Origin of the sequence: Bacillus sp. D7-8 (genome assembly GCF_052055895.1) — a bacterium.
Lineage (GTDB): Bacteria > Bacillota > Bacilli > Bacillales > Bacillaceae > Bacillus > Bacillus velezensis.
The window spans coordinates 1,780,453-1,803,018 of the sequence record NZ_CP179922.1 but is presented as its reverse complement, the minus strand read 5'-3'; the positions used below and the strand labels follow the sequence as shown (position 1 = coordinate 1,803,018).

Annotated in this window: 18 protein-coding genes and 1 pseudogene; 5 read left to right on the top strand and 14 right to left on the bottom strand. The window is 42.0% G+C overall.

Annotated features, from left to right (window positions below; all coding sequences use genetic code 11):
* Positions 1–47 precede the first annotated feature (47 nt).
* A complete protein-coding gene (locus tag ACKTRM_RS08830) occupies positions 48–146 on the top strand; it encodes a YjcZ family sporulation protein (RefSeq protein ID WP_072589120.1) in 99 nt (32 codons plus the stop codon).
* Here ACKTRM_RS08830 and ACKTRM_RS08825 read toward each other — a convergent pair.
* From ACKTRM_RS08825 to xylA, 4 genes are all read right to left on the bottom strand, one after another.
* A complete protein-coding gene (locus ACKTRM_RS08825) occupies positions 118–600 on the bottom strand; it encodes a hypothetical protein (protein WP_012117624.1) in 483 nt (160 codons plus the stop codon). The genes ACKTRM_RS08830 and ACKTRM_RS08825 overlap by 29 nt on opposite strands.
* Positions 601–875: 275 nt before the next feature.
* On the bottom strand, positions 876–3,473 hold the full coding sequence (gene ppsA, locus ACKTRM_RS08820) for a phosphoenolpyruvate synthase (protein ID WP_012117623.1): 2,598 nt from the start codon (positions 3,471–3,473) through the stop codon (positions 876–878).
* Between the two features lie 174 nt (positions 3,474–3,647).
* On the bottom strand, positions 3,648–5,147 hold the full coding sequence (gene xylB / locus ACKTRM_RS08815; protein ID WP_012117622.1) for a xylulokinase: 1,500 nt from the start codon (positions 5,145–5,147) through the stop codon (positions 3,648–3,650).
* A gap of 131 nt (positions 5,148–5,278) precedes the next feature.
* Positions 5,279–6,616 carry a xylose isomerase gene (gene xylA, locus ACKTRM_RS08810; RefSeq protein WP_012117621.1) on the bottom strand — a complete coding sequence of 446 codons (1,338 nt, stop codon included), beginning with the start codon at positions 6,614–6,616 and terminating at the stop codon, positions 5,279–5,281.
* A gap of 263 nt (positions 6,617–6,879) precedes the next feature.
* Between xylA and xylR the strand changes: the two genes are divergently transcribed.
* A complete protein-coding gene (xylR, locus tag ACKTRM_RS08805; RefSeq protein WP_012117620.1) occupies positions 6,880–8,034 on the top strand; it encodes a transcriptional repressor XylR in 1,155 nt (384 codons plus the stop codon).
* Positions 8,035–8,177: 143 nt separating this feature from the next.
* Here xylR and xynB read toward each other — a convergent pair whose 3' ends face one another.
* Entirely contained in the window at positions 8,178–9,779 is a 1,602-nt protein-coding gene (xynB, locus tag ACKTRM_RS08800; RefSeq protein ID WP_012117619.1) for a xylan 1,4-beta-xylosidase, read from the bottom strand.
* 42 nt (positions 9,780–9,821) lie between these two features.
* Complete coding sequence (locus tag ACKTRM_RS08795) at positions 9,822–11,213, bottom strand: MFS transporter (RefSeq protein ID WP_012117618.1); 1,392 nt, start codon at positions 11,211–11,213, stop codon at positions 9,822–9,824.
* Between the two features lie 564 nt (positions 11,214–11,777).
* Between ACKTRM_RS08795 and ACKTRM_RS08790 the strand changes: the two genes are divergently transcribed.
* A complete protein-coding gene (locus ACKTRM_RS08790; protein ID WP_012117617.1) occupies positions 11,778–12,872 on the top strand; it encodes an L-dopachrome tautomerase-related protein in 1,095 nt (364 codons plus the stop codon).
* Positions 12,873–13,657: 785 nt separating this feature from the next.
* Here the strand turns inward: ACKTRM_RS08790 and ACKTRM_RS08785 are convergent.
* Both ACKTRM_RS08785 and ACKTRM_RS08780 read right to left on the bottom strand, forming a co-directional pair.
* Positions 13,658–14,287: a hypothetical protein gene (locus tag ACKTRM_RS08785; protein WP_041482194.1), complete on the bottom strand. Its 630-nt coding sequence runs from the start codon at positions 14,285–14,287 to the stop codon at positions 13,658–13,660.
* Positions 14,288–14,395: 108 nt separating this feature from the next.
* Positions 14,396–14,657 (bottom strand): annotated as a pseudogene (locus tag ACKTRM_RS08780) (ArpU family phage packaging/lysis transcriptional regulator); the annotation flags it as partial.
* 53 nt (positions 14,658–14,710) lie between these two features.
* Here ACKTRM_RS08780 and ACKTRM_RS08775 point away from each other — a divergent pair.
* Entirely contained in the window at positions 14,711–14,950 is a 240-nt protein-coding gene (locus ACKTRM_RS08775) for a hypothetical protein (protein WP_225367696.1), read from the top strand.
* Positions 14,951–15,255: 305 nt separating this feature from the next.
* On the opposite strand, the gene glnA is transcribed toward ACKTRM_RS08775, so the two are convergent.
* The 5 genes from glnA to spoVK form a co-directional block, all read right to left on the bottom strand.
* The gene (gene glnA / locus ACKTRM_RS08770; protein ID WP_007410365.1) at positions 15,256–16,590 is read right to left on the bottom strand and encodes a type I glutamate--ammonia ligase; all 1,335 of its coding nucleotides are present in this window, start codon (positions 16,588–16,590) and stop codon (positions 15,256–15,258) included.
* A gap of 57 nt (positions 16,591–16,647) precedes the next feature.
* A complete protein-coding gene (locus tag ACKTRM_RS08765) occupies positions 16,648–17,052 on the bottom strand; it encodes a MerR family transcriptional regulator (RefSeq protein ID WP_007410366.1) in 405 nt (134 codons plus the stop codon).
* Positions 17,053–17,161: 109 nt separating this feature from the next.
* Positions 17,162–18,427 carry a methionine gamma-lyase family protein gene (locus ACKTRM_RS08760; RefSeq protein ID WP_012117612.1) on the bottom strand — a complete coding sequence of 422 codons (1,266 nt, stop codon included), beginning with the start codon at positions 18,425–18,427 and terminating at the stop codon, positions 17,162–17,164.
* Between the two features lie 16 nt (positions 18,428–18,443).
* A complete protein-coding gene (hflX, locus tag ACKTRM_RS08755) occupies positions 18,444–19,706 on the bottom strand; it encodes a GTPase HflX (protein ID WP_012117611.1) in 1,263 nt (420 codons plus the stop codon).
* A 129-nt stretch (positions 19,707–19,835) separates the two neighbouring features.
* Positions 19,836–20,804, bottom strand: coding sequence for a stage V sporulation protein K (gene spoVK / locus ACKTRM_RS08750; protein WP_015417523.1), 969 nt, complete (start codon positions 20,802–20,804; stop codon positions 19,836–19,838).
* A gap of 306 nt (positions 20,805–21,110) precedes the next feature.
* Here spoVK and ACKTRM_RS08745 point away from each other — a divergent pair, with 306 nt between their 5' ends.
* Positions 21,111–21,869: an N-acetylmuramoyl-L-alanine amidase gene (locus ACKTRM_RS08745; protein ID WP_012117610.1), complete on the top strand. Its 759-nt coding sequence runs from the start codon at positions 21,111–21,113 to the stop codon at positions 21,867–21,869.
* 49 nt (positions 21,870–21,918) lie between these two features.
* Here ACKTRM_RS08745 and ACKTRM_RS08740 read toward each other — a convergent pair whose 3' ends face one another.
* On the bottom strand, positions 21,919–22,539 hold the full coding sequence (locus tag ACKTRM_RS08740) for a hypothetical protein (RefSeq protein WP_012117609.1): 621 nt from the start codon (positions 22,537–22,539) through the stop codon (positions 21,919–21,921).
* Positions 22,540–22,566 lie beyond the last annotated feature (27 nt).

Sequence of the window (22,566 nt, the reverse complement as noted above, 5' to 3'; positions counted from 1 at the left end):
CGTCCGGCATATTATGTACTATCCTAACAACAGGAGGTGGCAATAATATGGGGAACTACGGTGGAAATTATGGCGGAAACTCTTTCGTATTGATTGTTGTACTGTTCATTTTGTTAATCATTGTAGGTGCTGCATTCCTTTTCTAGCACATTGACGATTTATATTCGTCTCCCAAACATTGCATCCCTTAGTTCGGACAGACGCCATAAGAAGTTTTATGGCGTTTTTACTTTTTAAAAAAACCAATCTGAGATAAACATTTTTTATTTTTACTCTGGTAAGCGGGAGAGTTTCCACCCCTGCCTGCGCCAATATTGCCTCTATGAAGAAAGAGGCGAACAATCCAAAAGGCGTTGTGATCCATTCTTTAAAAACGATTCCGAAAATCAACAATTCGCAAGAAGTTCCATATAAAATAGCTAAACCAGTGATTGCCCATTGGCTAATATTCTTATCGCCTAAACAATCTGATACATATTCCGTCCAATACTTAGCACTCAGCATGTTTGATGATGGGTCCGTTGTATCTTCTGCAGACTTTTCTCTTTCAAAGACACCAGACTTATCTTCATCTTTAACGCCATTAACCCAATAGGTCATTTTGTTTTGAATAAAGACTTGTTCATGAACATAGCCCCTAAATAATTGTTACTAAGGCGTTTTTAATTCATCGGATTACAGATGTTGTGAACTTAAAAAGGATATTACTCACCTTCATAAAAAGATTTAGTCACTGAAGGGCTCACCCGCAAAATGCGGTGTTCACACATTGAGTCATTTTCACATAAAAAAAACCGGATTCCTCCTCTAAGAGGTTCCGGCTTTTCTTAGTAAAATGCGGGAAATATCTGGTGACGTGCTGCACACCCCCGCTATTATAATATTTCAATAGAGCCTTCTGTTCCATGAACGCGGATTCGCTGCCCATCTTTTATCAATTGGGTTGCATTTTCAACTCCGACAACTGCAGGTAAGCCGTATTCACGCGCGATAACCGCTCCATGGGTCATCAGTCCGCCAACTTCAGTGACCAGGCCTTTTATGGATACAAACAATGGTGTCCAGCTGGGATCAGTATAGGAGGTAACTAATATATCCCCATCTTCCAAATCGGCATCTTCCATGTTTAAAATAACCCGTGCCCGCCCCTCTATGACTCCCGAGGAAACGGGCAGCCCTGCAATCGCTCCTGCCGGGAGATTTTCTCGTTTGTACTCGCCTGTAACGATTTCACCGTCAGACGTGATAACACGCGGCGGAGATAGTTTTTCATATACTTTATACTCGCCTTTTCGTGTGCTGATGATTTGGTAATCCAATTTATGTGTGCGTACGACTTCCTGAAGTTCTTCAAAGGTGAGATAGTATATGTCCTCTTTTTCATGAATAACGCCCGCTTCTGCGAGTTGTTCGGCTTCTTTCAGTAAAGCCTGCTTATAAACGAAGTAGCGGCTGATCATGCCGTATTTTGGATATTCTCTGAACCCGCTGAAGTTCCGGATGATGCGGATCATTCGCTTGGTTTCTTTGGCTTTTTGTTCACCATCCGGTAATTGCTTCAATCGGTCTAATAACTCTTGTTCTTTCTTCAACGCCTCCTGCCGACCTTGCTCAAATTTCCGCTGGCTGGCATTTGGCTCAAAGTTTTTGAGATTATTAAGAATCATAGGGACAAGTGCAGTTGGTTTTTCGCTCCATCGAGTTCTTGTCATATCAATTTCTCCGGCACATCGCATTCCGTACTTGTTGAGATAAGCATAGATAGCGTCACGGGTTTCCCGCCCGCCTTCAAACGTCACAAGCCCATCCAAAAAGTGATCATCTTTTACATTCTCTAAATAGGCAATTACTTTTGGATAAGGGCGGATCACATCGGCGACGTCCAATAGCGCAAGCCCCATTTCTGAAGTAATATTATGGGATACAGATTGAGAAAGCGTATCTGCTGCGTTTTTTTCACCTAACCACTCGTTCATTTTTTCGTTAATCCATGATGAAGCATCCATTGCAGTTCGAATCAACACCGAACTTTTTGGGTTAAATAGAATCTTCTTTAATTCCTTGATATCTTCCAAAATAAAACGAAATAAATCATCTCCTGATTTCGTCTGGATGTTTTGTTTTAACTCTTCTATCGATGCTTGACTGCTCTTAATCAAATCAGAAACAATTGCCGGATCGTTTTCAGCTTGATCCGGCATATCTGCATTGCCTTTGCCGGGAATTGGTGCCGTTTTACCAGGTACCGGCTTAATGAAATCATCTCGCTCTATTATGGTCATAAGTGCGTCTTTTAAGAGCGGATCGTGCTGCCCCATGCCTTTTAAGAAAACTTCTCTGACAGCAGGAGATGCCAATTGATGTGTGACATCAACGAATAGCCTTCCGCCGGCTTTACGCATGGGTGCAGCAGTCGTCAACAGAAAAAAAGACAATCCAAGGGGTTTTATGGGATCCGTCATCATTTGCTGATGACCAACAGAGATATAGACGTGATTTTCTTGATCGTTCGCTTCAGGAACGGGGTATAACGTTGTGATCGGCCGGCTTTGGACAATATAAAAAGTATCGCGGTCCAAACACCATTCGATATCTTGCGGCTGGCCGAAATGAGCTTCGATCTGTCTCCCGATACGTGCCAGCTGTAAAATTTGTTCATCAGTCAGTGTTTGAATCTTTTGCTGATCAAGAGCGATCTCCTGTGTTTCTGTTCCGCCTTCTTTTCGTCCATAGATAGCCAATTTTTTAGTTTCTATTCTCTTATCGACGATTTGCCCGTCCTGTACTTTATAACAATCGGCAGAGACTAAGCCGGAGACCAGTGCTTCACCAAGTCCAAAACCGGCATCGATGGATAGCAGCTTTCGGTTTCCGGTCATCGGATCAGCGGTAAATAAAATTCCCGAAGCCTGTGGGAACACCATCCTTTGGATGATAACGGATAAATAAACTTGGCTGTGATCATATCCATTTTGCATACGGTAAATGACCGCGCGATCCGTAAATAAGGACGCCCAACATTTACTGATATGCTGCAAGATCGCATCGACGCCGGTAATATTTAAATAGGTGTCTTGTTGACCGGCAAAAGAGGCATGCGGTAAATCCTCAGCTGTCGCACTGGAACGTACGGCATAGGCATGTTCTTCGCCGAACCGGGAGAGATGGCAAGCAACTGCTTTGACTACATCTGAAGGAATTTCTGTTTCCATAATGGTTTGCCGGATTTTTTTGCTGACTTCACCAATTTGATCCCGATTCTCCACTTTCAGCATGTTCAGTTGATCCAACAGCGCTTGTAATGTTTCGTTTTGTTCAATGGCTTTTTGATATCCAGCGGTTGTGACACAAAATCCTTCCGGTACTTGTATTCCTTGAATTTTTGATAATTCCCCTAAATGTAACCCTTTTCCTCCAACGAGCAAAGGCTGTGTTTTTTCAATTTCGTGAATGCCGAGAACCAAAGAACTCATTCTATATCTCCCCTTCAAAAGAATTTGACAAGAGCTTTTCAGCATGATATAATCATAATATAAGATGGATAACTATGACTTTTCACACAAAAAGCGCGCGTGTTCTGATTATATCACCGTGTCTGTTTTTGTGCAATATAAAAAGAACCTGGCCAATTTGGCGAGGTTCTTTCTTCATTTTTGTCTAAAGCTCTTTAAAGCTGTATTGAGATCTTTTGTGTGAACGTAAATGTTCTTATACAACTCGAATAGTGTTTTATATTTTTGAACATTTTGTTCTTTTGGATAAAATGCAGCTGCTTCATGAATGAACTGCTCTGCACATTCTTCAAGAGAGTCAAACCACCCGCTTCCGAAGGCAGCTAACATCGCAGCCCCCATGGCGGGACCTTGTTCATTCTCTAACTTAACAACCCTCGTATTGAAAATATCAGCCTGCATTTGAAGCCACGTTTCATTTTTAGCTCCCCCGCCAATAGAGACAACCGTATCAACTGATTTTCCCGCTTCGCGGAATAGCTCAATTGATTCATATAAAGAGAATGTGATGCCTTCCATTATCGCCCTCAAAAAGTGCTCTCTTTTATGGGCTCCGTCCATTCCGATCAAGCTTCCCCGAATAGATGAATCAGCATGCGGCGTTCTTTCACCGACTAAGTAAGGAGTGTACAGCAGTCCATTTGCTCCTATCGGAACAGATTCCACCCCCCGTAATAATTGTTCAAACGATTCGTTCGGCGCAAACGTTCTTTTAAACCAGTCCAAGCTGTACCCTGCAGCGAGCGTGACTCCCATCGTATAAAAAGAATCCTTCTTTCCATGATTAAAAAAGTGCACTTTCCCTTTAAAGTCCCTTTCTTTGTCTTCTTCACAGGAAAGTATGACTCCTGACGTCCCGATACTGCATAATGTTTTTCCGGAAGAAAGAATACCGGCTCCGACAGCACCGCAAGCATTATCTGCTCCCCCGGCGTACACTTTTGTTTTTTCCAACAGCCCAGTCTCCGCCGCAACGCTCGGAAGCAGCGATCCTACACAGTCATGGGATTCAACAAGCGGAGGACAAACTTCCGCTGACATACCAAATTGATTGCAAATCTCATCGCTCCACTCTTTGCGGGTCATATGTAAAAGTAACGTTCCTGCCGCATCGGAGTATTCAGTGTGAATGGCGCCAGTCATGCGGAATCTCACATAGTCTTTCGGAAGCAAAAAAACAGCGGTTTTGTGAAAAAGTTCAGGCTCATGTTCCTTCACCCATAACATTTTAGGTAATGTAAACCCTTCAAGGACACGGTTTTTTGTGATATCAAGCAGACGATCGCCAAATGTCTCGGTTATCCTGCTACATTGAGGCGTCGTTCTGGTATCATTCCAAAGAATCGCATGACGCAGCACCTGAAGATCTTGATCAAGCAGCACTAACCCATGCATTTGTCCTGAATAGCTAATCCCGTCAATATCCCCGGGTTGAACGTTGGATATCGAAATCAATTCAGCCAATGCTGCAATTGTTTGCTGCACCCAGTCTTCAGGATTTTGCTCACTATATCCCGCCTTCTCTTGGATGAGCGGGTAACTTTTGAACGTTTCTGCACAAACCTTGCCATTTTGATTGACTAAAATGGTTTTAACGGCACTCGTACCAAGATCTATTCCAATGACATACTTCATTTTTTCACTCCTTCCTCTCTAAATAGATCCCCATTGAAATGACCCGCCATAACAGTAACTTCATGACGGGCAATTCCGGGAACTTGGCTGCCTGCATCTTTTTACAGCGGGATCTGGAGCTTCTTTTTTCATTATACCTGTAAAATGTATTGGTTTAATATCGCTTTTAACCGCTCCTGTCTACCTGATTCGTTTTTAATTGGCTGATTGTTCAGCGCATATTGCTCAAGTGTCTTAAAATCAGCTCTTCCTTCTGCAATTTCAAGCCCAATCCCTTCAGTAAAGCTGCGGTAACGGTGTTGAATCACATCTTCAAACACACGATCTTCGATTAATTTGCGGGCGGCTTTCAATCCTCTTGCAAATGTATCCATCCCTGCAACATGGGCATATAGTAAATCATCAGGCTCAAAAGAAGATCTCCTGACCTTTGCGTCAAAGTTTAATCCTCCGCTTCCAAGACCGCCATTTTTCAGGATTTCGTACATTGCTAATGTCGCAGAATATAAATCTGTCGGAAATTCATCTGTGTCCCAGCCTAAAAGCGGATCACCCTGATTCGCGTCAACAGAGCCAAGAAGGCCATGCACTCTCGCCATGCGTAATTCATGTTCGAATGTATGCCCGGCTAATGTGGCATGATTGGCTTCGAGATTTAATTTAAAATGATTGTCTAAGCCATATTGCTTTAAAAAGGCAATAGTTGTTGCTGCGTCCGTATCATATTGATGGGTGGTCGGCTCTTTTGGTTTTGGTTCAATCAAAAACTGCCCTGTATACCCGATTTCCTTCGCATAATCCACTGCCATATGCATAAATCTGGCCATATTATCAAGCTCAAATTTTAAATCGGTATTTAACAAAGTTTCGTACCCTTCACGTCCGCCCCAAAATACATAGTTCTCCGCGCCAAGCTCTTTTGCTGTTTCTAATCCTTTTTTTACTTGGGCTGCGGCATACGCAAATACATCTGCGTTACAAGAAGTCGCCGCACCATGGACGAAACGGGGATTCGTAAACATGTTTGCAGTATTCCATAATAACTTAACGCCGCTGGTTCTCATGTAGTCTTTTATCATATCCACGATTAAATCCAGATTTTGATTTGTCTCTTTTAACGTACTTCCTTCCGGTGCGATATCCCGGTCATGAAAAGCAAAAAATGGCGCATCCAGTTTTTCAAACAGCTCAAACGCTGCATCTACCCTCGCTCTCGCCAGATCCATGCCTTTATAGTGATCCCACGGTCTCTGCATCGTAGCTGCGCCAAAAATGTCTGTGCCGTCAGCGGTAAATGTATGCCAATAGGCAATAGAAAATCGCAAATGCTCTTTCATCGTTTTTCCGCCAATTACTTCTTGAGAATTATAGTATTTAAATGCTAAAGGATTCGTGGATTCTTTCCCTTCGTAAATCACTTTGTTTGCGCTTTCAAAATAGTTGACCGAACCGGAATGAGAGTGAGCCATGTGTGATTTCCCCCTTAAAAATAAATTCTAAACATGATCATTCAAATACAGATGCTTTTATGTCATGTTGCACATTAGTTTGTTGCCCAAACAAACTAACTTATTTTCATCTTATATAACCTCATCAGTATTTTCAATATTTTTTTTAGTTTTTTACGAACACATTAGATATAATAAAGGTTGGATTTGCTATGTACTGCGTTTCGCACGATAACACAGAACGTTCAACTTAATTTAAAGATTATACAAATGGAGTGGATGAAGTGGATATCGCTGATCAAGCCTTTGTCAAAAAAGTTAACCAAAAGTTATTACTAAACGAAATACTTAAGAATTCTCCTATTTCAAGAGCAAAATTATCTGAAATGACCGGATTAAATAAATCAACTGTTTCGTCACAGGTAAACACATTAATGAAAGAAAACCTCGTATTTGAAATCGGTCAGGGACAATCAAGCGGCGGCAGAAGACCTGTTATGCTTGTTTTTAATAAAAAAGCAGGATACTCCGTAGGAATAGATGTTGGCGTGGATTATGTTAATGGCATTTTAACAGATCTTGAAGGAACGATCGTCCTTGATCAACACCACCATTTGGAATGCAATTCTCCAGAAATCACTAAAGATATTTTAATTGAGATGATTCATCATTTTATTGCAAAAATGCCGCAATCTCCATACGGTCTTATTGGTATAGGGATATGCGCGCCCGGGCTGATTGACAAAAATCAAAAAATTGTTTTCGCTCCGAACGCCAACTGGAGAGATATTGACTTAAAATCTTTCATCCAAAAGAAGTTCAATGTGCCCGTTTTTATTGAAAATGAGGCAAATGCCGGCGCATATGGAGAAAAAGTATTTGGTGCTGCAAAAAATCACGATAACATTATTTATGCAAGTATCGGTACAGGAATAGGGATCGGCGTTATGATCAACAATCATTTATATAGAGGGGTTGGCGGATTCTCTGGAGAAATGGGGCATATGACAATAGACTTTAAGGGTCCTAAATGCAGCTGCGGAAACCGAGGCTGCTGGGAATTGTATGCTTCAGAGAAGGCTTTAGTAACATCTCTTCAGACGAAAGAGAAAAAAGTGTCCAGCCAAGATATCATAGACCTTGCCCATCTGAATGATGTTGGAACTTTACAGGCATTACAGAATTTTGGTTTCTATTTAGGAATAGGCCTGACCAATATTTTAAATACATTTAATCCGCAAGCCATCATTTTAAGAAACAGCATCATTGAATCGCATCCTATGGTTTTACATTCAATTAAAAGTGAAGTGTCATCCAGGGTTTATTCCCAACTAGACAGTAGCTATGAATTATTACCATCTATCTTAGGAAAAAATGCACCCGCTCTAGGAATGTCCTCCATTGTTATTGATCATTTTCTCGACATGGTTCATAACTGAAATGTACATACTTCTATGTTTTACGCTCATCTTTAAAGATGGGTTTTTTTATTCTAGGAATATTTCTGAACCAATACTGACATGGGCACCTTCTAATATGAAAAAGGAGTTCTAAAATAGAAATCTCCTTTTTCATGTGCTAATTATTTTTCTTTATAACGGAAATATCTGAAGTCGGCCGGAATATGATGACCGCTCGTATCTTGGCATTGCATCCCTACAAAAGCTCCTGTAAAGAATCCCCCGCCGCGGATGTAATCATCTGATAATTTTTTCGATTCTAATGCAATGTCGATTTTGTGCCAATCTTCTTTGTTAAATGAATACAAATAATAATATTTTTCGTTTTCAATATTCACTTTTAAATAGACATACTTGACTTCACGAGGAATCACAATTTTATTTTTTAACGGTTGTGAAAAAGAAAAGTTATCACATATCGTTAATTCAAGAATACGGCCAAGTTCTTCATCATACGTGACTTGAAGAGCCGTCCAATTCTCTGTATTGTAATAGTTCACCAAACCAGCGGCTTGCTGAAAATTTTCCGGATAAAACGCAACAGCCGTTTCCGCTTCAAAATGGAGGCTTTGCCAGCGTCTGGCTACAAATGCCTGAGTAAATGTCGAAGTTAAGGATTCATGGCCGTATAATCGTAAATGATTTGGCACTTGAGTTAATGATCCTAATTTCTCCGTAAACGGAATTCTTAACGTTTGAAAATTAATATTTAATGTTGCATCCTCAAATTCATCAACTTCCGGATACGTGTCTTCAAACATTGTTTCAGGTATAGAAGGCGCATCCACTTCCAAGCTCCCTTCTTTTCCGCCTGCTACATAAGGCCAGCCATCTTTCCAATAGAGCTTTTGAATAGCTGTTTCTCTGCCCAGAGGACAATATCCTCTCTGCTGAAAAATTGAATCATCGTCCGGATGAATGGGACGTCCCGTTAAATGAGCTAAATACCACTCACCTGTATGTGTTTGTACAATGGATGCATGTCCGCATTTTTGCAGCGGATTTTCCGGCGCATGCCATGACGTTAAGATAGGATTATCAGGATGAACTTCATATGGACCCTCAATATTTGCAGAACGGGCAATTGTAGCAGCATGTTCGAACCGCGTTCCTCCTTCTGCGGTTAATAAATAATAATAGTTCCCGATACGGTAAAGGTGCGGCGCTTCTGTCAGCTTTCTTTCAGTTCCTTTAAAAATCACTTTCGGTTTACCGATTAGTTTTTGCTCCTTATCAGAATATTCCTGCATGACAATGCCTCCAAAGGAGTGCCGATCAATACGCTGATCCCATAACATATTTAATAAATATTTTTTCCCATCCGTATCATGGAACAAAGAAGCATCAAAACCCGAGCTGTTTAATGGTATCGGCTCCCCCCAATCACCATCAATCGTGTCACAAGTCACTAAATAATTGTGGCAATCTTTCCAGGCGCCATCTACAACCTTAACATCCGTATAGATCAGCCAAAACTTTCCGTCGCTGTAACTTAAACATGGCGCCCAGACCCCGCCTGAATTAGGATTTCCTTTCATGTCTAATTGCGAAACTCTCTGTAATGGATGTGCAACTAAGTGCCAATTGACTAAATCTTTTGAGTGGTGTATCTGGACTCCCGGAAACCACTCAAATGTAGATACAGCGATATAATAATCCTCTCCAACCCTGCAAATACTCGGATCGGGGTTGAATCCTTTAAGTACTGGATTGATAATCTTCATTTTGAACTCCTCCTCAGCTATTTTCTGTTGACTCATCATGTTTTAAGCTTTGAAATCGTCAATATGATCCAAATAAACTTTGTCTCTATTCTCTAATTCTCGAACCATGCTTTTGTATTTTTTCTCATCTAAGTTATAGAAATTAATATCAATCATGGCCAGAACCAGTAAGAACACGGGAATAATGGTTGTTGTAATTAAAATTCCCGTCAATGCCTCCGGCGTTTGCACCTGATTTGCCACATATCCAAACTGATCTAGAACCAAACCCGGTACAACCCCTCCCAAGGCCATGCCGAATTTAAAGAAAAATCCGATAATAGCGTATATGAGACCGCCCATTCTTTTCCCGGTCTTATACTCTCCATATTCTATTGTTTCAGGAATAAGCGCCCACATATATCCCCCGGCAGTGAGACTTCCTGCAGCGGCCAGCAATCGAAAGGAAAGTATCAGGAATACATTACTTGACGGAACGAAAAGTAAAGCTAAGAGGCCGATCATATTCAGTAATAATGCATAGTTTAATAATTTCTTCTTCCCTAATAATTGATGAAGCTTTGGAATAAACGGTAAAATGACCAAAGCAGGCAAACTCCCCAACAAACCGTACCACTTCACTAAATCCGCTCTTTCTAAATTATACGTTACGTAATAGATGCCAACCGAATTACTGATTGAATTCACTCCAAAAATAATAATAAAGAAAATACTTAATACAACTAGAGGCCGATTAACACGAAATTGCTCAAATATATCCGAAAATTTAATTTTTTCTTCCGATTTTTGAAGCGTGACACGCTCTTTTGTGCTTTTAAAACAAAAGATTAAAAGGCACCCGCCAATAACTCCCATAATACCCATGGTTAGCTGCCAGCCAAGAGATTCGCTGCCGGAATTATCGCTTAAATAAGCAGCCAGTAAAGGAACAAAAAATGCAACGACAAGTCCTCCAAGATTCGCAAATAACATACGGACAGACGTTATACTAACAACTTCTTGATTATTTCTGGTCATTGCAGATGTTAACGCGCCATATGGCACGTTTATCATGGTGTATGTAAGCGATAGGCCGACATAGGTGATATAGGCATATATTAATTTCCCCATATCCGAAAAATCCGGGGTTGTAAAACAGAGTATTGCCAATATGACAAAGGGAAAAGCTCCGAATAAAAGATACGGTCTGAAGCGGCCAAACCTGCTATTTGTTCTGTCAACGATTGTTCCGATAAAAGGATCAGCGAGAGCGTCGATGATTCTAACCACTAAAAACATCGTACCGGCTGCTGCTGCCGATAAACCAAATACATCTGTATAGAAGAACAAAAGATACGTAGACACTGTTGCATAAATTAGATTACAAGCAAAATCTCCAGACGCATATCCAACTTTTTCAACCATGCTGATCTTCTTTACATTTTCACCGAGCATGATTTCCTCCCCTTTTCGATCCTTTACATAAGGAACATGATGAAATGGTATAACATTTTATTTAAAATTATCGGCCAGTGAGCGGTGTATAAAAGCGCTTTCAAAAAATGATAGCGGTTTACTTTCACAGAGCATTTTCAACATCCAAATGGTGATCAGATAGCAGTGAACAGGATAAAAGCTTGGCTTTCGCTTTTTATATACCTCCAATTAAATCGAGCCTCTTATCCCCCTCCCATTTAAGACCTTTACATGATGGACAATTAAAGTGGTTTTATTAGTTTGTTGACCGAACAAACTAACTTGATTTCATATTATAAAATCTTTTCTGCTTTTTCAACTCTTTTTTCAGAGAATTTAAAACCGACCAAAGGACATACCATGTTGTAATTGCCGACTGCTTCGACAGACGTTAAGTAAACCCCCCTGTGTCACCTGACTGACTTATTAAATGATAAGAACTTCCATCATCTTTTGTTTAGAAAAACTTATTAAGAAACATGCACTAGAAAAAATGCGAATCATATATAAGTGATATCCCGTTTATTGGTTGAGGAGGATATGATGAAACCTATGCTGCCTTTTGAAAAATATTTTGGGGATTTAGAACTGGTTTATGCATTTTATGGAGCTATGCCTACTGGTGTTACTGTTTCAGAAACTGGTCGTATTTTCATTTGTTTTCCGAAATGGGGAGACGATGTTAAATTTACGGTGGCGGAAATAATTGGGGATAAATTGCAGCCTTATCCTGATTTACAAACCAATTTGGTTAACCCTGAGAATATCAAAATGACTTTCATCAGTGTCCAAAGTGTAGTTACTGATGGAAGAGGAACCCTTTGGGTACTAGATACGGCGGCACCCAATTTTTCTGAACCAATTAAAGGCGGGGCAAAATTAGTCGCTGTTGATTTAAAAACCAATACAATCAGAAGAGTTTATACCTTTACAGAAGATGTTGTCCTTCCAACAACTTACCTGAATGATGTCCGATTTGATTTTCGTGTTGGAACTGCAGGTTATGCCTATATAACGGATTCTTCTTCCAAAGGACCAGGAGCTATTATCGTCGTGGATTTAGAAACCGGAAACGCATTTAGACGGTTAAATGGAGCAAATCCAACTTCACCGGATTCCTATTTTATACCGAAAGTAGAAGGCAAAATTTTGATGAATCGTAACAGAGATGGTTCAACTTCCCCGTTTAGGCTGGCATCCGACGGTATTGCGATTTCTCCTGACGGAAAGGTATTATTTTTTTGTCCACTGACCAGCCGTCATCTGTTCTCGATCTCAACAGAAGCCCTGAGAGATAGAGATATACCGGACATGGATTTACTTTATCATGTGGCGTATTGGGGAGAAAAAGGCGCGTCTGATGGAATGATTACAGATGCAAAAGGAGCCATTTATGCCGGAGATTATGAGAACAATAGTATTCGAAAGATGCTGCCGAATGGCACAATGGAAACCATCGCACATGATCCGAGAATTTTATGGCCGGATACTTTTTCGATTGGTCCGGATGAATACTTATATGTCATCGTGAACCAATTACATCGGCAGGCTAGATTTCATTATGGAAAGGACTTACGACAGAAACCTTATAGTTTACTTCGTATCAAAATTGATGAATTTCCTGCTCCTGCTTTTTGAAATAAAAATGGCCGGTTCAATTTTTTAGAACATAATTGGCTTCATTTAGCCTTCATCCTAAAAGAAATCAAATTTCAAAAGAAAATGAAGGAAATCATATAATATCCTCATTTAAATATAAATGGTTTATTCGAGCCGTTTATAACGCAGTGTTGACGTATATAAGAAAAAAACAGACCTCCCTTGAGCCTCAGAACCTGAAGGAATAGGTCTATCAGGAATATCAGATGAGCAAGCCCTTTGATGGGCAGCTTTTATTACAGAGCCGGGGTGATACCCCGGTCTTTTTAATTAAGGGAAAAACACTGTAACCCGTCTGTATTTTACAGTTTGTCACGCTTTGCTTTTTTTGAATCTGGAGCAATATTGAAATTCGCACAGGGAATATTTGGACCTAAAAATATAACCATCACTTCCGACGTGTACTCCCATATCTCAGAGAAACTTGAAAATTCGTCAGTTGATTGTTATGAAGAATATATAGTCCCCCCTTTTCTCCCCCATTTTGTCCCCTGTTTTGTCGGGAATTTGTCGCTTATTTGTCGTTTTCACACCCAAATAAAATAAACAAAAAAGAGCAGACCGAAGTCTGCTCCCTTCAAAAGTTATGATTTGTCATTATCAGATAGCCTTAGAACCGTAATACTCAATAATATTAAGCCTATAAACGTGCCGTATTTTCCGGTATCTATATCTGTGAGTGGAGCTACAATATATTCAATCAGGAATATAATAATAGCTATTGAGACTAATATACGATTCATTTGACATTACCACCTTAATAATTAACCATTTCTCCAAGGTACAACAACTGGGGTACCAATTATCCAATTATAAGAAATTCCGTACTTTCCATTATCGGATACTTTTTTTATGGCATACTTACCAGCAAACATTGCCCCTGCAATTGCTCCAGCATATACTGAAATCCCAGGTATTTTTTTTATCAATGCTGCTATCCCGGCGATAGCCCCTGCCATACCGTCAGCATCCTCAACAATATCTAAGAATTTTTTAATTACACACGAATTCATGCTCACCTTGACTATAGGAATTGCTACCGAAACACCTTGTTTCCCTCTACATTTTGCTAGAGTTGACATCTCACTTGATTCATCGGAAATATTAACTGTAGCAGAATCGACTAGTGTTCGATGGCCATCAGTTAACAAATATTGATCAACTTTAATCGACTCTTTAGAGGTTCCTTTATCTAGAGTTTTTTGATCAATAAAATACTGTTTTCCGCCATATTCGATTGTATAAGATGCTTCACCTTCAGACTGACTTATAACATTCATTCCAGAAACATTGGTTTTTACCTTTTCATTCATCGATGTCTTAGCATAAGAAGGAAGTGCAAATCCGCAGACTAAACTCAATACAAGAAGCAAGCTTACTATTTTTGTTTTCAAATTATTATCCCTCCTTTAAGGAGACTAACATAGTCATAATGAAAAATACACCATATAACGTTAAAATAGGAAATCTCACCTATACAACTGCTTACTACAAAAAAGCACTCAGATTATTCCGAGTGCTGTAGCAATGCGTAAAATGGCACGCTGTTTCATAATAGGTGTCCTTCTTCATGCCGAGTTCCATATAAATATGAATGTCTTTCGTTTGGCTGGCTGCTAAGTATTTTTTCTCAATGATCATGCGTTCTTCATCGTCCAGGCTGTTTTCTAACGCCCTTTCCATCTGCTTAACCTTCAGTTCATTTAATATGAAAGAATCTCTGATTGAAGGAAACGGGCTGATACCAGCGTCAACCGATTCCTTCAAAAATTTAAAGAAGAGTCTAAGTGTGGTTTTTCCACAAAAAAGAGGTTCAATTGGCTGTAGCTAAAAAAGAAAAACGAATGGATCATCAACCCTACTATTTTAAAAATTATCTGCAAGACTGGTTAAAAGAGTATAAATTAGGATCAGTGCGTAAAAACACTTTTGAATTACATAAACGAAACATAAGTAATCATATCATTCCGTACTTCAAAGACATTCACATTAGACATAAAATCAATCCTCTACCAAAAATTTATCAACCACCTTTGCGAACAAAATATAGTAAATGAACCATCGAAATTATCCATGGAACAATGCGAAATACGATGGAGAAAGCAGTAATATTAGGAAAGCTTGAAAAACCCTTGTTATGGTATCGAGATTAAAACAAATAAAAAACGAGAATACAATATGGAGTTTATCAATAGCGATGACATACCTTTTTTTCGTGTAGCATATGAATGAGGATTATATCTCCAAATTATGGAGTAATTTTTTATTGTTTTGTGGGTGATACTTGATTTATATTAAGATGTTAAACTTGTTAAGAAACCAAAAAATCCCCTGACACCAATAGTGCCAAGGGATTGAGAGATTAATACTGAGACATGTATTGTTCGCGCTCCCACGGATGAACCTGTGTGCGGAACATATCCCATTCGATTTCTTTTGCTTCGATGAAGTGTTCGAACAGGTGCTCGCCGAGTGCTGCAACCATGACTTCGTTTGATTTGAATTCGTCGAGAGCTTCCGCCAGTGTCGCCGGAAGATCTACGATGCCGTTTTCCATGCGCTCTTCTTTGCTCATGACGTAGATGTTGCGGTCAATCGGAGCCGGTGCTTCAAGTTTGTTTTTGATTCCGTCAAGGCCTGCTGCAAGCAATACGCTTAACGCCAGGTACGGGTTTGCCGCCGGGTCTACGCTGCGGACTTCAACACGCGTGCTGATGCCGCGGGAAGCCGGGATACGGATCAGCGGGCTTCTGTTTTGCGCGCTCCATGCCACGTAGCAAGGTGCTTCATAGCCCGGAACAAGGCGTTTGTAAGAGTTCACTGTCGGGTTTGTGACAGCCGTAAAGCTTGTCGCGTGTTTTACGATACCGGCAATGAAATGTTTTGCTGTTTCACTCAGCTGAAGATCAGCGTCTTTATCAAAGAACGCGTTAACGCTATCTTTAAAGAGTGATAGGTTGCAGTGCATACCGGAACCGTTTACGCCGAACAGCGGTTTTGGCATGAATGTCGCATGCAGACCGTGTTTGCGGGCGATCGTTTTGACAACCAGTTTGAAAGTTTGGATGTCGTCACAAGAACGGATGGCACCGGCATATTTAAAATCGATTTCGTGCTGACCCGGAGCAACTTCATGGTGAGATGCTTCGATTTCAAAGCCCATTTCTTCAAGCTCAAGCACGATATCGCGGCGGCAGTTTTCTCCCAAGTCAGTCGGAGCCAGGTCGAAGTATCCGCCTTTATCGTTCAATTCAAGCGTCGGTTCGCCTTTTTCATCTAATTTAAACAGGAAGAATTCAGGCTCAGGTCCAAGATTGAAATCGCTGAAACCGAGTTCTTTCATTTCTTTCAGAATCCGTTTGAGGTTGTTACGCGGGTCACCTTCGAACGGCGTGCCGTCCGGATTGTAAATGTCACAGATGAAGCGTGCTACTTTACCTTTTTCAGCCGTCCATGGGAAGATTACAAATGTGTTCAGATCAGGATATAAGTACATATCAGACTCTTCGATACGGACGAAACCTTCGATGGAAGAACCGTCGAACATGCATTTATTATCAAGTGCTTTTTCAAGCTGGCTCACAGGAATTTCCACGTTTTTAATCGTTCCGAGAATGTCTGTGAATTGAAGGCGGATATACTTTACGTTTTCCTCATTTACTAATTTTACGATGTCTTCTCTTGTGTACTTTGCCATTTCGTAAAACTCCTCCTCTAAAAGGTAAATGTATATAGCAAAACAGTTGCTAACGGATTAATGAAAGAATCGGGACATGTCACCTTGGCGGAAAGTATTTCCCCGCTGGAAACGGCCTGCCTGCATCAGTTCGTTTTTCAGAAGCTTTCTGAGTTCGTCATCAGACAGATTGTGCTTCATCGGTTTGGCGGTTTTTTCGGATTTTTCTTCCGGTTCGGCAGATGCCTTATCCAGAATTTGTTTGATCCCCGCCATATTGACGCCTTGTTCAATCAGATTTTTGATTTCTAACAGTTTATCTACATCATGGAATGAAAATAATCGTCTATTTCCTTCGCTTCTCGCTGGAAATATCAATCCATTTTCCTCATAATATCGAATTTGCCGGGCAGAAAGTTCTGTTAACTGCATGACAATCCCAATTGGAAATAAAGGCATTGAGCGGCGAATGTTATCACTCATCTCAATTTCCTCCTTTTCTTATCTTAGTCTCATTATAGGTGATGTTATATTTTGTGTCAACACAATGTAAGGAATCTTAACATCAAATTCTTTGAAAATTGCAAACGGCCTAAATCAGCTCTTTTTCCATTAAAGCATTTACGGCGCTGCAAATCGCATTTTTCACGTGCGCGTAGGTTAATCCTCCTTGGACATACGCGACATAAGGCGGTCTGATAGGTCCATCTGCTGATAATTCAATGCTTGCTCCCTGTACGAAAGTGCCCGCTGCCATAATGACATCGTCTTCATATCCCGGCATATAGCTCGGATAAGGCGTCACATGCGCATTAATCGGTGAAGCATATTGTATCGCCTGGCAAAAAGCGATCATCTTATCAGGGTCCTGAAACTCAACTGATTGAATCAGATCCGTTCTCGGCGCATTCCATGCAGGGTTTGACGTAAAGCCGAGCTTTTCAAGAAAACGGGCGGTAAATACCGCTCCCTTCAAGCTTTGCGCCACTACATGCGGAGCGAGAAAGAAACCTTGATACATTTCCTGCAGTGAATAGAGCGAAGCGCCGGCTTCACTTCCGATTCCCGGGGAGGTCATCCGGTAAGAGCAGGCCTCAATCCACTTGGCTTTCCCTACAAGATAGCCGCCCGTTTTAGCAAGGCCGCCGCCCGGGTTTTTGATCAGGGAGCCGGCCATAAGATCCGCTCCGACGTGGCAGGGTTCCCGCTCTTCTGCAAATTCTCCGTAGCAATTGTCCACAAAAACAATGACATCTTCTTTGATTTCCTTTACGAAACGAATCATCTCTTCAATTTCATTTATTCTGAAAGACGGACGATTCGCATATCCTTTTGAACGCTGGATGCCGATCACTTTTGTATTCGGCTGGATTGCAGCCCGGACCGCTTCAAAGTCCACTCTGCCTTCTGATGTTAAATCGACTGCATTGTATCCGATTTGAAATTCCTTAAGCGAGCCTGAATACTCCCCGCCTCTTACTCCGACGATTTCCTCGAGTGTATCGTAAGGCTTGCCTGTGATATAAAGCAATTCGTCCCCGGGTCTCAGCACACCGAAGAGCGCGATTGAAATCGCATGCGTTCCGGAAATGATTTGCGGCCGCACGAGTCCCGCCTCTCCTCCGAACACATCAGCATAGATCTTCTCCAGTGTATCTCGTCCGATATCATCATAACCGTATCCGGTTGAAGGCGTAAAATGCGTATCGCTTACTTTATGTTTTCTGTAGCTTTGCAGGACTCTCCATTCATTCCGTTCACTGATTTCTTCTATTCTTTTATGAACGGCGGAGATTTCCGCTTCTGTTTCTTCGGCGGTTTTTTGTAAAAGAGCGCCGTGGGTCAGTGTGTCAAACATGTTGTGTATACCTTCCTTACATGAATTTCTTCAATTCTCCGAGTATGCTTTGTTCTTCCTGTACATAACCTGAGACTTCGTAGCGTTCATTTTCTTCATTAAAATAAAGGCTGTCGATCATGGTCTCTGATTTGATGCGTGACATCAATTTGCCTTCGGCGGCAGGCACATGAACTTCATACGGCGTCATCAGCTCCCGGCGCAAATAAGCTTCGATTTCCGCTTTTAGTTTTGCTTCATCCCCGGCGATTCTGGCGCTGATCATGATGTGGCCTTCTCCCGCTGTCGGGATGAAGTCAGGAAGTGTCTCATCACGTTTGTTATAAGCGGTCAGCACCGGAATATCATCTGCCTCAAGCTCTTTTAACAGACCGAGGACCGTCTGTTCATGCCCGGCATAATCTTCATTGGATGAATCAATGACATGAATGATCAAGTCTGCTTCCTTCACTTCCTCAAGCGTTGAGCGGAAAGCGGCAATCAGCGTCGTCGGCAAATCCTGAATGAAGCCGACCGTATCAGACAAAAGGACGCTGTAGCCGCTTGGGAGCGCCATCTTTCTCGTCATCGGATCAAGCGTTGCAAACAGCAGATCTTCTTCATAGCTGTCAGAGCTTGTTAATTGATTGAACCATGTTGATTTTCCGGCATTGGTATACCCGACGAGTGCAGCCTGAAGCACGCCGTTCTTTTTACGTCTCTCCCGATAACGGCTTCTGTGGCGGGTAACCGTTGACAGCTGCACGTTAATTTCGTGTATGCGGTTTCTAATGTGGCGCCGGTCTGTTTCAAGCTTTGTCTCACCGGGCCCTCTCGTCCCGATTCCGCCGCCTTGTCTTGAGAGATTGATTCCTTGTCCGCTCAGACGCGGCAGCGCGTATTGAAGCTGGGCCAATTCGATCTGAAGCTTTCCTTCTCTCGTCTTCGCCCTTTTTGCGAAAATATCCAAAATAAGCTGCGTGCGGTCGATGATCTTCGCTTCAATTGCAGTGGCGAGTGATTTAAGCTGGCTCGGTGACAGTTCATCATTAAAAATGATCAGATCTGCTTCAAGCTCTTCACACAGCGCCTTCAGCTCGTCTACTTTCCCCTTGCCTATATATGTAGCGGCATCCGCTCTGTTCCGTTTTTGCGTAATCCGGGTCAGCACCGTTCCGTCAGCCGTTTTTGTCAATGAAGCAAGCTCTTCCATAGAATGTTCAAAGTGCTCATCTGTCATGTGCGGAAGCTGGCAGCCGACCAAAATGACCGTTTCTTTTTTTCCTTCCTGTTCGTTCAAATGGATGTTCCTTTCTGTGTCGTATTGGGCAGTAGTACTATCATACCAAACCCGCAGGGCGTATACCACACATCCGGCGGGTTTTAAAGAGAGAAATAAAAAATAGACCCCTCAAACCGGCTGAGAGGTCTATTCGTGAGCTGCCGCCTCATCTTTTATAAGTAAATCCTGGCTCTTGATCGTCATTAAATCGTTTTTTAAGTATTGGTCTCCCATTAAAAGTCTCATGGCCTGAGCGCGGATTGATTTTTCAATCACGTTTCTGACAAAGCGCCCGTTGCTGAATTTAATGGGGCTTGTCGTGCTTTTCACTGTCATTAAGTAATCTTTTAACTTCCACTCGGCTTCCTGGCTTAATTGATACTCCCGCTCTGCTATCATGCGCTTTGCGATGTCCATCAGCTGAGTGACAGAGTAATCCGGAAAGTCGATGCTGATAGGGAAACGCGATTGCAGGCCGGGATTTAATGACAGGAAATGTGTCATTTCTCTCGAGTACCCTGCCAGGATCAGAATAAATTCATGCTGTTTGTCTTCCATATGCTTGACAAGCGTATCAATCGCCTCTTTACCGAAATCCTTTTCTCCGCCCCTTGCAAGTGAGTATGCTTCATCAATGAATAAAATGCCCCCGAGCGATTTTTTAATCAGATCTCTCGTTTTTTGCGCCGTGTGTCCGATGTATTCACCGACCAGATCAGCACGTTCCGCTTCGATCAGATGTCCTTTGGAAAGCACGTTCATTTCGAAGAAAAGCTTGCCGATCAGTCTCGCGACGGTAGTTTTCCCGGTGCCGGGGTTCCCTTTGAACATCATATGAAGAGCTTGTTTTCCGACTTTCAGCCCTTGTTCGGCCCGTTTTTGGTTGACGAATATCCACGCGTAAATTTCTTTAATGTTGCGTTTCATTTCTTCCATACCCACTAATGTGTTCATTTCTTTTTCAATTTCTTTCAGAATGCTGTGTTTGGCTTCATTTTTTTGCAGGGCGGCCTGATATTCCGCCTCAGCTTCCGCATTTGTCAGCACTTGCTTTTGGCCATTAAGAATGATGTTAATTTGTCCGTTATTTTTATAGGTTACAGCGCGCTCCAACATGCTCACCTCTCTGTTCTCTCTTTATCTTACTCATGATGAAGCGGTTCTGTGACATCCGCCTATCATCATGAGACCCGTTTTCCTCTTTATCTGTCACTTTTTCCGTTCTCTTCGGGAATGATGTTGAATCCTGCGCTTTCCCGAGAAATATTTTTCATTTCTTATTGTATTCAGCAGAAACGGGAGGACAAACCATTTATTTTTATTTTCCGGGAAATGTTGGGGATATTTCTCATTTTTTTTATGAATGACAGCCGTACAAGCACCATTTGAATATCATCATATGCTGTAATGAGGTGATGGAGAATGGTTAAAATTTTTATAGACCCCGGTCATGGCGGAACTGATTCAGGTGCAACCGGAAACGGACTTCAGGAAAAAGCGGTCACGCTGGAGATCGCGCTGGCTTTGCGCACGATTCTGACGAATGAGTATGAAGGAGTTTCTGTCACGATGAGCAGGACAAGCGATAAGACAGTCAGCCTGACGGAGAGAACGGATGCCGCCAACAGCTGGGGCGCAGATTATTTTTTATCCATTCATATTAACTCAGGAGGCGGAACCGGATTCGAAAGCTATATTTACCCCGGTGTCGGAGCGCCGACCTCGACTTACCAATCAGCCGTCCACACGCAAGTGATTCAAGCATCGGGTTTTAATGACCGAGGAAAAAAAACAGCCAACTTCCATGTGCTGCGGGAGACAAGTATGCCGGCGATTTTGACGGAGAATGGTTTTGTTGATACGTCAGCTGATGCAAACAAACTGAAAACAGCCAGTTTTATTGAAAGCCTTGCAAGAGGACATGCCAAGGGCTTGGAGCAAGCTTTCGGTCTAAAAAAAAAGGCTGACTTATATAAAGTGCAAATCGGTGCATTCAAAGTGAAAGCAAATGCTGATGCGCTTGCCGCCGATGCGGAGTCTAAAGGTTTTGACGCGATTGTGCTTCCAAAAGGCGGCTTATTTAAAGTGCAGATCGGCGCATTCTCTTCCAGAGATTACGCTGAAGCGTTGGCCGCGCGGGCCGAAAAAGCCGGATTTGATGCCTTCATTATGCAAGACTAAATGAAAAAACCCCTGCTTTCCCTTTTTTGGGACGAACGGGGGTTTTTTGTTATTGAAGTATATCGGCGACAAACTGAGACCAAGCTTCAAGACGCTGATACACATTTTCCTCTTTCAGTTCGCTCAGTTTCATCCAGCGCCCGGCGATTTGATCTTTTTCTTTCACTTCGACTTGTGCCGCAGACGCTAACTGGAGCGCAGAAAGGATGCCGATATGCACCTTCCCTACATCGTTTTCATCATCATTGATCAGGCCGAGTGTGACAATGTTTTGTTTGTCCTCCTCGCGAATGTACAGTTCTTCCGCCAGCTCCCGGTCGGTATTCTGTTTCAGCACTTCCGAAAATGAAGCCGCCCCTTCCATAGGGTTCATGTGTCCGCCGAAGCCGAGAGAAAGCTTATTATGGAGGCGCGATTCCCCTCCGCCCGCAAGCCGTTCATACACAAACACCTCATCATCGCGGCGGATGACGACATACGGAATCGGCTGTTTAAATCGCGGGTCCTCTTCCGCGTCGCCTCTTCTGATTTCAAAAAAATGCGCCTCAATTTGAGCCATAATGTTTACGATACGTTCATCCTCGCTGTTGACTCCCTGAAATGTCAGCATTTCGTTTTGAAAGACGTCACTCCGCGGTGCAGCCAAGATGATTTCATCCATTTTATTCATGCCCGTTCCTCCTGTCTTACCTCTCCA